At 32.8% G+C, this 13,124-nt stretch carries 15 protein-coding genes; 7 read left to right on the forward strand and 8 right to left on the reverse strand.

Annotated elements, in window-relative coordinates:
- Window positions 1-2: 2 nt before the first annotated feature.
- Window positions 3-680 (reverse strand): SIR2 family NAD-dependent protein deacylase, encoded by a 678-nt coding sequence (locus BLT80_RS07485; protein ID WP_092467001.1) that lies wholly within the window; start codon window positions 678-680, stop codon window positions 3-5.
- 87 nt (window positions 681-767) lie between these two features.
- Here BLT80_RS07485 and BLT80_RS07490 point away from each other — a divergent pair, with 87 nt between their 5' ends.
- Genes BLT80_RS07490 through BLT80_RS20430 form a run of 3 tightly spaced genes read left to right on the forward strand, consistent with a single transcriptional unit; the run spans window position 768 to window position 1,816 of the window.
- Window positions 768-1,421 (forward strand): TrmH family RNA methyltransferase, encoded by a 654-nt coding sequence (locus BLT80_RS07490; protein ID WP_092467002.1) that lies wholly within the window; start codon window positions 768-770, stop codon window positions 1,419-1,421.
- Between the two features lie 32 nt (window positions 1,422-1,453).
- Window positions 1,454-1,570 (forward strand): VOC family protein, encoded by a 117-nt coding sequence (locus BLT80_RS20465; protein WP_394331386.1) that lies wholly within the window; start codon window positions 1,454-1,456, stop codon window positions 1,568-1,570.
- Between the two features lie 60 nt (window positions 1,571-1,630).
- Window positions 1,631-1,816: a VOC family protein gene (locus BLT80_RS20430; RefSeq protein ID WP_317041766.1), complete on the forward strand. Its 186-nt coding sequence runs from the start codon at window positions 1,631-1,633 to the stop codon at window positions 1,814-1,816.
- Window positions 1,817-1,825: 9 nt separating this feature from the next.
- Here BLT80_RS20430 and BLT80_RS07500 read toward each other — a convergent pair whose 3' ends face one another.
- From BLT80_RS07500 to BLT80_RS07515, 4 genes are all read right to left on the reverse strand, one after another.
- Complete coding sequence (locus BLT80_RS07500; protein WP_092467003.1) at window positions 1,826-2,632, reverse strand: carboxypeptidase-like regulatory domain-containing protein; 807 nt, start codon at window positions 2,630-2,632, stop codon at window positions 1,826-1,828.
- A 186-nt stretch (window positions 2,633-2,818) separates the two neighbouring features.
- Entirely contained in the window at window positions 2,819-4,705 is a 1,887-nt protein-coding gene (locus BLT80_RS07505) for a DEAD/DEAH box helicase (protein WP_092467004.1), read from the reverse strand.
- Window positions 4,706-5,004: 299 nt separating this feature from the next.
- Window positions 5,005-5,748, reverse strand: coding sequence for a YoaK family protein (locus BLT80_RS07510; protein WP_092467005.1), 744 nt, complete (start codon window positions 5,746-5,748; stop codon window positions 5,005-5,007).
- A gap of 135 nt (window positions 5,749-5,883) precedes the next feature.
- Window positions 5,884-6,453: a non-canonical purine NTP diphosphatase gene (locus BLT80_RS07515; protein WP_092467006.1), complete on the reverse strand. Its 570-nt coding sequence runs from the start codon at window positions 6,451-6,453 to the stop codon at window positions 5,884-5,886.
- A gap of 91 nt (window positions 6,454-6,544) precedes the next feature.
- On the opposite strand from BLT80_RS07515, the gene BLT80_RS07520 reads away from it, so the two are divergent.
- Both BLT80_RS07520 and hpf read left to right on the forward strand, forming a co-directional pair.
- Window positions 6,545-7,504, forward strand: a complete 960-nt coding sequence (locus tag BLT80_RS07520) for a DUF4421 family protein (protein ID WP_092467007.1) — start codon at window positions 6,545-6,547, stop codon at window positions 7,502-7,504.
- 138 nt (window positions 7,505-7,642) lie between these two features.
- Complete coding sequence (gene hpf / locus BLT80_RS07525; protein ID WP_092467008.1) at window positions 7,643-7,942, forward strand: ribosome hibernation-promoting factor, HPF/YfiA family; 300 nt, start codon at window positions 7,643-7,645, stop codon at window positions 7,940-7,942.
- Between the two features lie 44 nt (window positions 7,943-7,986).
- Here hpf and rlmH read toward each other — a convergent pair whose 3' ends face one another.
- Complete coding sequence (gene rlmH / locus BLT80_RS07530) at window positions 7,987-8,460, reverse strand: 23S rRNA (pseudouridine(1915)-N(3))-methyltransferase RlmH (RefSeq protein WP_092467009.1); 474 nt, start codon at window positions 8,458-8,460, stop codon at window positions 7,987-7,989.
- 175 nt (window positions 8,461-8,635) lie between these two features.
- Between rlmH and nadC the strand changes: the two genes are divergently transcribed.
- On the forward strand, window positions 8,636-9,493 hold the full coding sequence (nadC, locus tag BLT80_RS07535) for a carboxylating nicotinate-nucleotide diphosphorylase (RefSeq protein ID WP_092467010.1): 858 nt from the start codon (window positions 8,636-8,638) through the stop codon (window positions 9,491-9,493).
- Window positions 9,494-9,562: 69 nt separating this feature from the next.
- Window positions 9,563-10,552, forward strand: a complete 990-nt coding sequence (locus tag BLT80_RS07540; protein ID WP_092467011.1) for a YihY/virulence factor BrkB family protein — start codon at window positions 9,563-9,565, stop codon at window positions 10,550-10,552.
- Here BLT80_RS07540 and BLT80_RS07545 read toward each other — a convergent pair.
- On the reverse strand, window positions 10,545-11,279 hold the full coding sequence (locus BLT80_RS07545; RefSeq protein WP_092467012.1) for a LytR/AlgR family response regulator transcription factor: 735 nt from the start codon (window positions 11,277-11,279) through the stop codon (window positions 10,545-10,547). The genes BLT80_RS07540 and BLT80_RS07545 overlap by 8 nt on opposite strands.
- A 1-nt stretch (window position 11,280) precedes the next feature.
- Window positions 11,281-13,059 carry a tetratricopeptide repeat-containing sensor histidine kinase gene (locus tag BLT80_RS07550; protein ID WP_092467013.1) on the reverse strand — a complete coding sequence of 593 codons (1,779 nt, stop codon included), beginning with the start codon at window positions 13,057-13,059 and terminating at the stop codon, window positions 11,281-11,283.
- Window positions 13,060-13,124: the final 65 nt, after the last annotated feature.

Consider the following 13,124-nt stretch of genomic DNA (forward strand, 5'->3'; position numbering starts at 1 on the left):
TTTTAGGATAAAATCCTTAATAGCTCTTTTGTGCCAACTGTTGCAGACGATGGAATAACCGTTATTTTTCCTCCACTGCTAATTGCTGGTTTGGGGTCAATATAATAAATTGGTGTTTCAATTGGAGCATAATCCATTAATCCTGCAGCAGGATAAACTTGCATACTTGTTCCGATGATTACAAGAATATCGGCTTGTTGGCAAACTTCCATGGCGTTTTCAATCATAGGAACGGCTTCCCCAAACCATACAATATGGGGGCGGAGTTGATAACCGCTTTCACAATGATCTCCTAAATGAAGGTCTTCGGTCCATACTGTAATGTCGTTCTCATTTTTGGTACTTCGTATTTTTCGTAATTCTCCATGTAAATGTATAATGTTGCTACTACCTGCACGTTCGTGTAAATCATCTACATTTTGAGTGATTATAGTGACTTCATAATCGGTTTCAAGAGCTACTAGATCTTTGTGTGCTTGGTTAGGTTCAACCTCATTTAGCTGTTGTCGTCTTTGATTATAAAAATTTAAAACCAATTCTGGATTGCGCTTAAAGCCTTCTGGTGTGGCGACCTCCATAACGTCGTGCCCTTCCCAAAGGCCATCAGCATCTCTAAATGTTTTTATGCCACTTTCGGCACTCATGCCAGCTCCTGTTAATACGACGATGTGTTTTTTCATAGACTAAAAATAATATTTTTATGTATTTAAATAGATTGTCAGAGTATACTTCTTTATTATGAAACTATATTTTATATTTTTGAGTTTATGAAATCGGATTTAAAATTACTGGCCTATTTAGAAACATTCCTCACCGAAAACCGTATTGAGCGTTTTAATAGCGTTCTACCCAAACGCACAAAACATTTTACGGTGGCCACAGAAGATGTCTATCAGTTGCACAACACGAGTGCTGTGATGCGTTCTTGTGATGTATTCGGAATTCAAGAATTAAGTATTGTAGAAGAAGTGAACTCTAAAAGTATCGATAGAGAAATTGCAATGGGAGCTCAAAAGTGGGTGGACTTAAATCGGTATCACTCTATAACAGATTGTATTAGTGATATTAAAGCTAAAGGATATCAAATTGTGGCAACAACGCCACATATTGATGACTGTGAGTTAATTGATTTCGATATCACTAAAAAGTCGTGTTTCTTCTTTGGAAGAGAATCCCAAGGGTTATCGCAACAAGTATTAGATGAAGCCGATTGTTTCTTAAAAATTCCGATGGTTGGTTTTACTGAAAGTTTAAACATATCAGTGTCTGCAGCCATTATTCTTCAGCATGTAACGGCACAATTGAGAAAATCAACAATTCAATGGCAGTTGAGTGAAGAAGAAATTATTGAAAAACGTTTTGATTGGATTAAGAAAACACTCAAGGATTATGACGCTATTGTAGAACGTTATCAACTATAAATTTGTAAATTTAGGTGTCTAAAACATAAAGTATGGTAGGTTGGTTTGAAATTCCCGTTAACGATATGGATCGTGCTAAAGCGTTTTACGAAGCTGTTTTTAAAGTTGAAATTAAAAACGTAGAATTAGATGGATTAAAAATGGGTTAGTTTCCTAATAATGATGGTGCTTATGGATCAATAGGAACACTCATAAAACAAAGTTCTTATGTGCCTAGCAAAGCAGGCACATTAATTTACTTTATGTCTAAAGATGTTCAGTTAGAACTCGATAGAGTAGAAGCTGCTGGCGGAAAAATAGGTTTAGAAAAAACCAAGATTTCTGAGAACAATGGTTTTATGGGAGTTTTTATAGATACAGAAGGCAATAAAATAGCGTTACATTCTGACGCTTAGTAATTCGAATTAATTCTTTTTACGATTTTTTCTTTCTTTACTGTTTTTGATGACTTTATATTCTTCATAACAAACGCTTATAGCATCTAAAATTTGAAGATCGTTAGCTGTGTTAATAAAGTCTTTAGAGTAATTACACTGGTTCACTATTTCGTCTAAATCGTATTTAGTGACTTGCAAAAGAACCAACAACATTTCTCTATCAAAACGTTTAGATAATTGACTTCTAATTTCGTCATCTTCCTTCATTTTCTTAAGCTTATGCATTTCGTTGGGCTTTCTGCCAAACATGTTGTATAAGAAATCTGCAGGATTAAAAATAGCACCAAGTACCCGCGATGCCAAGTTGGGTTTTCCGGCTTCATAACCTTGTCCAGGTAAGCCAGAAATACGATAACGATTATTAGATGTCACAGGAACCTGGTTCATATCGACCTCGAGATATCCTGTTAACTCTAGTTGTTTTACGGTTACTTCTTCTAAAGCCAAAGCTAATTCGGTCATCTCAATTTCGGTATTACCAAATTTTAACCAGTCATTAGTTACTCTAACTTTAATCGATTTATAACCTAGATACGATAAATGTAAGGTGTCGTTAACCTTCGCTCTTATTTCAAATACACCATCATCGTCTGTTGCAGTTCCTACAACTTGATTGATATTTACAATATTAGCTTCAGCTAAAGGTAAACTTGTAGAGGAGCTAACTAAAGTTCCTTTAACTTTTGTGGGTGTTTTGGTCGCAGTACTGTCTTGGCTAAAGCTGTTAACTGTAGTTAAACATAATAGAAGTATAATTAGATATCGCATGCACATGTGTTACGAGGTAAAGGTAATAAAGAAAACGGATTTACCATATTGCTCTTTTATATTTGACTTAATATTAACTTTTATAGGCAATAAGGGGGTGTTCGGCTTTGTCAAAAAAAAAACCAAAACCTGAAGGTTAGGCTTCAAGTTTTGGAATTTTATATTTTCTAAATCAACTACGTTTTCAGTAGATTAATCTCTTCGTCTAGAACGTCTTGGTCTTTCTGATCCGGACGTACTAGATTCTGAAGAACGTCTGTCTCCTCTAGAGTCGTTGAATTTTCGATCGCCTCTGTCGCTTCTATCACTAGTGCGTCTGTCACTTCTGTTTCCAGATCCTCCACCTTCAGAGCGTCTACCTCCAGAACGTCTTTCTCCTCTTGGTTTATCATCGCGTCTGCGACTTCCTCCTCCAGAACTTCTATCATTTCCACCGCGACTTCTTCCGCCACCACGACTTCTTCCACCTTTGTCTTCACTCACTTCTACGTTTACAAAACGTCCGTCGTGCTTGAAATCTGTGAAAAAAGCAATTACTTTTTCTTGTAGCCCTTTTTCAGTATTAAAGAATGAAAAACTTTCTTTTACATCGACTTTAAATACATCGTCACGTCCTAATTCTAATTGTTCCTTTAAGAAATCTTTCAATTTCATCCAATCAAAACCATCTTTGCTACCTACGTTTATGAAATAACGAGAATCGTTAGATTGCTTGCTGTAATCGCGTCCACCATCTCTATCAGAATCTCTTACTTGAATACTTCCTAAATCTTTCGATTTTTGATAATAATTAAAGAAACGATTGAATTCTACAGAGAAGAATTTTTTAATTAAATCCTCTTTGTTAGTATCTGCAAATAGCTCATTGATACTATCAATATGTTTATCAATTTCGTGATTCGTTTCAGTTGTATGGATTTTATTTGCTAAAGACATTAACTGTACTTCAACAATATCACCACCTGAAGGAACTTCTTTCTTTTCAAACTGTTTCTTAATGATACGTTCAATGCCTTTTATCTTTCTAACTTCACTTTTAGAAACAATAACCATTGAGATTCCTGTTTTACCAGCACGTCCTGTTCTACCAGATCTGTGTGTATAAATTTCAGGTTCATCAGGTAATTGGTAATTGATAACGTGTGTAATGTCATCAACATCAATACCACGAGCTGCAACATCTGTAGCAACTAACATTTGTATTTGTTGATTTCTGAAAGATTTCATTACCAAATCACGTTGGTTCTGACTTAAATCTCCATGTAATGCTCCTGCAGAATAACCATCTTCAATTAAGTTTTCGGCAACTTTTTGTGTATCACGTTTTGTTCTACAGAAAATTACAGAAAAAATATCTGGATTAGCATCTGCTAAACGTTTTAAAGCTTGGTAACGATCTCTTGCGTTTACTAAATAGTATTCGTGCGTTACATTGCTTGTACTTTCATTTTTATTTCCTACTGTTATTTCTGTAGGGTTATTCATGAATTTCTTTGCAATAGTTGCCACTTCTTTTGGCATTGTTGCAGAGAATAACCATGTGTTTTTTTCTTCTGGTGTATGAGAAAGGATATCAGTAATATCTTCTTTAAAGCCCATGTTTAGCATCTCATCAGCTTCATCTAAAACGCTGTATTGTATTTTAGAAATGTCAACCATTCTACGGCTAATCATATCTTTCATACGTCCAGGAGTTGCCACAATAATTTGTGCTCCACGTTTTACTTCTCTTGCTTGGTCCGAAATACTCGATCCACCATAAATGGCAACGACATTTAAACCCTTGCAGTATTTACCGTAAAGTTTAAGTTCGTTGGTGATTTGTAAACAAAGTTCACGTGTAGGAGATAAGATAAGACCTTGTGTAGTTCTGCTATCAATATCTATTTTTTGCAACATCGGAAATCCGAATGCTGCTGTTTTCCCAGTACCAGTTTGTGCCAAAGCCACTAAGTCTTTGTCTTCTTCTAATAAAATTGGGATTGCTTTTGCTTGTACTTCACTTGGTTTTTCAAAACCTAAATCAGTAATAGCGCGTAAAAGGTCTTCATTAAGACCGAGTTCTTGAAATGTGCTCATTCTTGAGTATATGTATTCGATTATGTTCTGTTGGTGTTACAAGAGAAGCGAATCGACATACTAAACACTTAAACTTCTAGGTAACACATCCTCACTCTGAGGAATTTACAATATCCTAACGTGGATTTTTTTTGCAAGGTGCAAAGGTACAACAATTAATTGGATAATCAATCTATCTTATGTTTATTAGTATTATATGCCAATATCAGTAGTGTAAAGCACATTTGTTACTATTTTAAATCACGCTTTTAAGATTTGAATCTTCTTTAATTCATCAAAAGTTATGCTATTTCTTTTGGTCAAAGACCATTTCTTTTTTGATGGTATTTTCTTTTCGTTTTTATGAGTTTGTATCTAAAATCATCGTAGAATAGGCTAATTAATAAAATGATAGCTCCAAAAATTAAAGTGTTCAATTTTAAATTTATTTTGGAATAAATAAATCCTCCGACCAATCCTCCTGCAAAAAAGAATAAAATGATATAAATACGCAGTTTAATATTTGATTTTAGTTTCCCTTTATGTGCGCTATACTTTGCAAAGAACAAATGGGAAATATCAATTCCTAGATCGGTAAAAAGACCGGTAAGGTGCGTTGTCCTTACTACGGCATTCGAAATTTTGGTGACAAAAGAATTTTGAAGCCCCATTGCAAAAAGTAATGTGCAAATAATTAAATCTGGGTACTCTAATTCTACAAAATTACTTAAGATTCCGATGGTTGCTAAAATAACGCATTCTATTATCGTTGGGAGAGCAAAGACATTGAGACGTTTGTTTTCTTTATACTTTTCAATTAAAAAACTAGATGTAAATGACCCAAATAAGAATGAAAAAAAATAAAGGAAATATATAGTGCCTTTCCAAAATTCAAAATTAGCAACGTCATCAATAAATAGTGCAAAATGACCTGTTACATTCGTTGTTAGTTGTTTAAATGCTAAAAACCCTGTTACATTAACAATGCCGGCAACAAAAGATAAAATAGTAGCAATCTGAAGATTGTGTATTAAAGTTCTACTTTTTCCTTGATGTCTAAACATTATATCTCCATTTAGTTTTTAAAATTGACCAGCATGATGTTAGTTTGCAGAAAGAACTAATATCAGATTATAAAATCGAATGCAGTTTGAATAGACGAAGTTAGTTTTTTTGAAATAATTAAGTGAACAGAATACCTATTTTAAAAATTCTACGAGCTTCTTCACCGCTAAACCTCTATGTCCAATCTTGTTTTTTTCCTCTAAAGTAATTTCAGCAAATGTTTTATCACAACCATTAGCTTTAAAAACGGGATCGTAACCAAAACCGCCTTCGCCATATTTTTCGGTTGTAATTGTCCCTTTGCAAATGCCTGTAAATGAGTGAAGTTTTCCGTTGAGATGCAGAGCTATTACCGTTTTAAACTGCGCATTTCGGTTGGGTTTGTCTTTAAGTTCTGTGAGCAATTTATTAGTGTTATCATCGGGATTGCGCTGAGTGCCAGCATAACGTGCAGAAAACACTCCTGGTTCACCGTTTAAAGCGTCGACCTCTAAACCTGTGTCATCTGCAAAACAATCGTAACCGTAATGCTTTTTTAAGTATTCTGCTTTTTGTATCGCATTACCTTCGATGGTAGGTTGAGTTTCTGGTATGTCTTCATCACAGGCAATATCTTTTAAACTTAAAAGTTTAATATGTTCTGGTAACATAGATTGGACTTCTTTAAGTTTATTTAAGTTATTAGTAGCGAAAACAAGTTGCATATTATGGTTTTATTTAGTTTAATTTTGCTTTTGTAAAAGTAGCAATCTATTTTAGTATCATTTATCAAAAAAACATTTTAATCTCACGGCAATGCTGAAACCTTTTTTACTATTCATTTTTTGTTTCGGTAGCTTTTGTCTTAATGCTCAAGATTTAGATGATTTGGATTCTTTGCTTGTTGATAGAGACATTGAAAATTATTCGCTTCGTATATTTTCCAACTTTAAGGTTAATAAATTTAGTCTTTCAGATAGTGATTCTAAAGCTAAGTTTGTACCAAATAACCGATATGGCTTAGGACTCGGTTTTGCCACTAAAAAAATTATTCTAGATATTGCTGTTAATATTAAAAATCCAAATAAAGAGAAAACATCTAGGTTCGATTTACAAGCCACAACTATTCTGAAGGATAAAAATTATGTAAAAATTTTCACCCAAGTTTATAGAGGTTTTAATGCTAAGAATAATTTTGATGAGCCTACGGTATTTAGAGACGACATTAAGTCTGTAAGTGTTGGGCTCAATTATATGTATACTTTAGACGATATAGAGTTTTCGTATTCACAATTAAAGGCTGGTTTGTCGAATAAAAATCATGATAATATCTTTATAACAGGAGGTGTTGGTGTTTTTGGGAGTTTTGATTATTTCTCTGCAAAGCCTAGTATATTATCAGAAACCACAAGTCCTTATTTTAATGATCAGGGCGATATTAAAAGATACCAAGGTTTGTCTTTTGGTGTTTTAGCAGGAGTCATTTCTTACTTTCAACTTCCAGAAAATATTACAGCAACTGTTAATGTAATGCCAGGCATAGGTTTGGTAGATAAAAAAGTAACCTTACAAGATGGGAGTTATAAACCTGGAAATCCAATGCTGTATAAATTAGATTTTCTAATTGGTTTAAGCTATAACTTAAAACAGTATTATGTGAGTTTAAGCTATAATAATAGTCTGTATAGTACGGATTTAGATTATGGTAATAACTATCTCTTAAATCTTACTAAAGCAAAATTGGCTATTGGCTATAAGTTTAACAAAAAACAGTAAACGCACACCGTTTTAGAAATCAGTTTTTTATTGAATTACTGTTAAACTTTATCAATTAATTATGATAATTATCAGTCAAAGAATTGACTAAATCTTGTATCTTAGTGAAAAGAATAATTCATTAAAACAAGATAGATTATGACGGTAAATTTTCAATATGTAAACATTGATGTAAGTGATTCACTTTCAGAATTAACAGAGGAAAAATTAGAAAAGTTAGCTAATAAATTCGAATTTCTTATTTCGGCTCAAGTATACTTTAAGCACGACGAAAAAGATCATGATGCAGGTAAAATTTGTAATATAGAATTAAGCTTACCTGGCCCTCGTATTTTTGCAACGTCTAATGAGAAGAATTACGAAATGGCAATGAATGAAACGATTAGCGATTTAACAAGACAACTTAAAAAGCGAAAAGAAGTTTATAAAACACACTAATTGAAGAAACGTTTCGACGTTTAATACCAGAGGGTTTATAGTTTTTAGCGATGATGATAAGGTTCATTTCTAAGAATTGTAAACCCTCTGTACAATTGTTCAATAAAGAACAAGCGCACCATTTGATGTGAAAATGTCATTTTAGACAAACCTAACTTTCCATTGGCTCTAGCATAAACGGCATCCGAAAAACCATAAGGTCCACCAATTACGAAGATTAAAGTTTTAATACCAGAATTCATGTGTTTCTGTAAATAATCAGAAAAAGCAACGGAATCTAGTTGTTTACCATTTTCGTCAAGTAGAACAAGTACATCGGAAGTTTGTGTTTTAGCTAATATGAGTTCTCCTTCTTTTTCTTTTTGCTGGGCTTCTGATAAGTTTTTTACCTTTTTTAAATCCGGAATTACTTCAAAATCAAACTTAATATAAAAACCAAGCCGTTTAGAATAATCTGCAATTAATGCAATTAAGTTTTTATTGTCAGTTTTACCGATGGCTATGAGTTTTATATTCATGTTTTTGTCTCTTCGAGTGATTCCGGTTGTTATCCGGAATTATAACGAGAAGTCTATTTTAGATGCTTCTCGCTACAAATTTATTCGTTTTACTTATTAATTCACTCGAACTGACGATAGATTTATTCAAAATTTCAAATTTCAATTCCTATTTTTACAACAAATATGTATACAGATGATTTCAAAAGCACAATTCGATAAAGAAATAGAATTAATAATTTCTAATGCCATCCGAGAAGATGTAGGTGACGGTGACCATAGTTCGTTGGCGTGTATTCCGGCTTCGGCTCAAGGAAAAGCAAAATTATTGGTCAAAGATAAAGGTGTTATTGCCGGTGTAGAATTTGCAAAATTAGTGTTTGCCTATGTGGATCCCAATATGAAAGTGGAAACTTTAATCGAAGATGGACAAAAAGTTAAGCATGGAGATATTGTGTTTTATGTTGAAGGTGCTTCGCAATCCATTCTTAAAGCAGAACGTTTAGTTTTAAATGCAATGCAACGTATGAGTGCGATTGCGACTAAAACGAGAGAATTTGTAGATTTATTAGAAGGTACTGGGACTAAAATTTTGGACACACGTAAAACAACTCCAGGTATTAGGGCGCTTGAAAAATGGGCTGTAAAAATTGGAGGAGGAGAGAATCATAGATTTGCCTTGTATGATATGATAATGCTAAAAGATAATCACATCGATTTTGCAGGTGGAGTTTCAAAAGCTATTAATTTAACGAAACAGTATTTAAAAGATACTAATAGAGATTTAAAAATTATTGTTGAAGCTAGAAATCTAGAAGAAATTAAAGAAATTTTAAATTGTGGAGGTGTTTACCGAATCCTTATCGATAATTTTAATTATGAAGATACCAGAAAGGCTGTAAAACTTATTGGAGACCAATGCTTAACAGAGTCTTCTGGAGGTATTAACGAAAACACACTTAGAAAATATGCAGAATGTGGAGTCGATTATATTTCTTCTGGTGCGTTGACGCATTCTGTTCACAATAAAGATTTAAGCTTAAAAGCTGTTTAGAAAGAGTAAGTAGAAATACAGCTATAAATTAAAGCTAATGGCTAACTGCCAAAAGTTAAAAGCCATAAAATGACAAAACCAATAGAAGATAAATTAAATAAGATTCCGGTTGTAAACTTAGTTGTGCGTTTTTTTAAGCAAATTAAGTTACCAGGATTTGAGGGTTTGTCTGTGTACGATTTGTTGGAGCTTTATATCATGGGAATTGTAAATGGTGCTCTAACTACAAGAGCAAGTGCCATTGCGTTTAGTTTCTTTACCGCTATTTTTCCGTTTTTGCTTTTTGTAATTATTGTGATTCCGTATATCCCTATAGTTGGTTTTAGAGCTGATTTCTTAGATTTTTTAAATTCAATTTTACCGCCTCAAACTTCAGAATTTTTAATAGACAGTATTTTTAAAGATATGAGTAGCAATACCAGTGGGGGCTTGATTTCTACCGTGTTTTTGTTGTCAATGTTTTTAATGGCGAATGGTGTTAATGCTGTGTTTTCGGGTTTTGAAACCTCGTATCACAAACAGCTATATCGAAATGTTTTTAAGCAATATATGTTTGCTCTTGGTGTGGCTTTAATTCTTGTTTTTCTTCTACTACTTACTGTAGCTGTATTTGGGTATTTTCAGATTTATATTATTCAACCTTTGTATGAAGGTTTTAGTGGTCATGCGTTTTCAGAAGATGATCAAGGATTAGGTTGGATTATTTTTGCAAAGTATTTATTCTTCGTTATAATGACGTATTTAGCTACAGCAACGTTGTATTATTTTGGGACTAAAGAAGGGAAAGCATCCAAGTTCTTTTCCGTTGGGGCATTACTTACCACATTGCTTATAATGTTAACGTCTTTTTTGTTCGGTATTTATATTGAAAACTTTTCGCAATACAATGAGCTGTATGGTTCTATTGGAGCGTTATTGATTTTGTTGCTTTACCTATGGTTAAATTCTAATATTTTACTCCTAGGTTATGAGCTCAACGCGTCACTTCAGTTTTTAAGAAAGAATCCAAGAGCTAGAAAAGAAATTAAACAAAAAGATATTGAGGAATTAATTAAATAAAATGTTTCAAAAATTCATCTTTGCGTCTCACTGAAATTGGAACTTGAGCATCATTAGACATAAGTACATAACTCTGTTTGCCTTTATAGTATTTTTTAACGTGATCAATATTTATTAAATGTGATTTATGGGTTTTAAAGAATGCATTGTCAGCTAATAAATCCTCGTAGAATTTTATAGGTTTTGAAACCATCCATTTGCCATCTTTTGTGAAAATATGAGTGTAATTCGTATCCGCTTCTAAATGAATAATATCTTCAACTTTTAAAGTTTCAAATCCTGTTAAAGACGGAATGGTAATTACTCTCTTTTGGTCTGGTTTTAGGTTTTTAAATAAATTTTGAAGTTGCTGCTCCATATTCTGATTATTCAAATCTGCTTTTAAACGCATTAGAGCATCATTAAAATCATCGGAATCTATGGGTTTTAGTAAGTAGTCAAATGCACTAAACTTAAAAGCCTTAATGGCGAAATTATCAAAGGCAGTGGTGAATATCACTTTAAAATTAATAGGGCCAATGTCTTGTAAAAAGTCGAAACCAGTTTTATCATGAATTTTAATATCGAGAAACACCAAATCGGGTTGTAATTGTGGCACAACTTTTAATGCTTCGTCTACCGTATCTATAACAGCAAGCACATTAAAGGTGTTTGGATGTTGCTTAATTAGACCTAAAATACGATCAGAACAGTGCTGTTCATCATCTATAATTATAGTTTTAATCATATTAAAAAGCGAATTGCATTGGTAGTGAAACGTCTATTCTTGTGCCTTCGGTTTTGTCTATAATTTCTACTGTACCGTTGGTGTTTTTTAATTTATTAATAATTTCAATTCTACTTTTAGTTATTGCCATTCCCATTGATGTTTTGTTTTCTGAGGAGGTAACATTTTTTCGACCAATACCGTTATCGTCAACACTACAAATTAGCATGTTATTTACAGATTTAAATGAAATTTTTACCAAACCAAGATTGTCTTTTTGTGATAGACCATGAATAATACTGTTTTCTATAAACGGTTGAAGAATCATTGGAGGTACCAAAATATTCTCGGCATCGAGTTCAGTCGAAACATCAATAGTATATTCAAATTTATGATTAAAACGTTTACGTTCAATATCCATATAAGTTCTAAGCAATGAAATATCATCACTAAGAAGGATTTCCTTTTTTTCTGAATTTTCTAAAGTGAGACGCATCAACTTAGCAAATTTACTCAGGTAATCACTTGCCGATTGTGTATCGTTTTTTAGAATATAATCACCTATTGAATTCAAAGAATTAAAGATAAAATGTGGATTCATTTGAGAACGCAATGCTTTTAATTCGGTATCCGAAACCTTGGCGTTAAATTCAGCTTCTTTAGATTTTGAAACGGCATCTTGTTTTCTTCTGTATAATACAAATCCAATTAATGAGGCTAAAACTAATCCAGAACCACCAATAAGTGAGGCGTTTTTAATGGATTTTTGACGTTCAATTTCGACTTCAGAAATCGCTCTATGTTTGTCGGCTTCATATTGAATTTCTTTTCGAGAAATTTCAAGTTTACGATCAGTATTAATCAAACTATCTCTTAATACAATATGTTTTTGATAGGTGAGTAATGCGTTTTTATAATCTCCTTTTTGCGCATACACATTTGCTAAAGTTTCTAAAGCACTGTTCTCTGTTGATAAACTATTCAGGCCTTCATTTAGTTTTAAGCTGTTGGTGGCATAATGTTCTGCTTTCTCAATATCATTGTTTTGTAGATAGACTTCGGCCGCATTGGTATAAGCGGTAACACGTAATCCTTCAATATTATGTTTTTCTATTAAATCTAAACTTTCGTTAGTACTCGTTAAGGCGTCTTCTAATAAACCAGCATTAGCTTGTACTATGCTTAAATTGGTTTTAATATTTGCAATAAATATTGTGTTTTTGTTTTGTTCTGCACCTAAGAGTGCTTTTTTATAATAGTAAATAGAAGAGTCTAACTGCTTTTGGTCTCCATAAATATTACCAATGTAAAACTCAGTGCTGAATTTACTTTTGTTTTCTGGATTAACCAATAGGGTTTTAAAACTTTTTAAGGCTTTGTCGTAGTCTTGTTGCTCATAGTTTATGAGTCCGATATTGGTAAGTACGCCAACTTCATAGCGTTTAAATTTCTGCTCTTTTTCAAAAATAGCATAACTCTTTTGGTAGTAGTTTAAGCCTTCCAAGGGGTCAGACAAAAAGTAATGATTTATAATCCCTAAATTATTATAAGAAATGGCGATGCCTTTTGGATATTCAAGTTGTTTCGAAAGGTTTAAAGTTTTTGTAACATAAGAAGTCCATGTGGTATCAGCAGGAGTTAAGAACATTTTTCTAGCGGTGTACTTAATTCTTAAGTTGACATAATTGGTGTCTTGCTTTTTGTAGTTAAGTATTACATTTTCTAAGGAATCGAGCATTTTATTCTGTGAAAAACAAAATGTAGAAAGTATTAAAAAGATAATAATTAGGGGTTTTTTCATTGAAAGAATTGGTTAATAGCTGGTTAAAAATAGTGATTTATTGTCAAAAACCAGCTACAGATTCT

Origin of the sequence: Winogradskyella thalassocola (genome assembly GCF_900099995.1) — a bacterium.
Taxonomy (GTDB): Bacteria; Bacteroidota; Bacteroidia; order Flavobacteriales; family Flavobacteriaceae; genus Winogradskyella; species Winogradskyella thalassocola.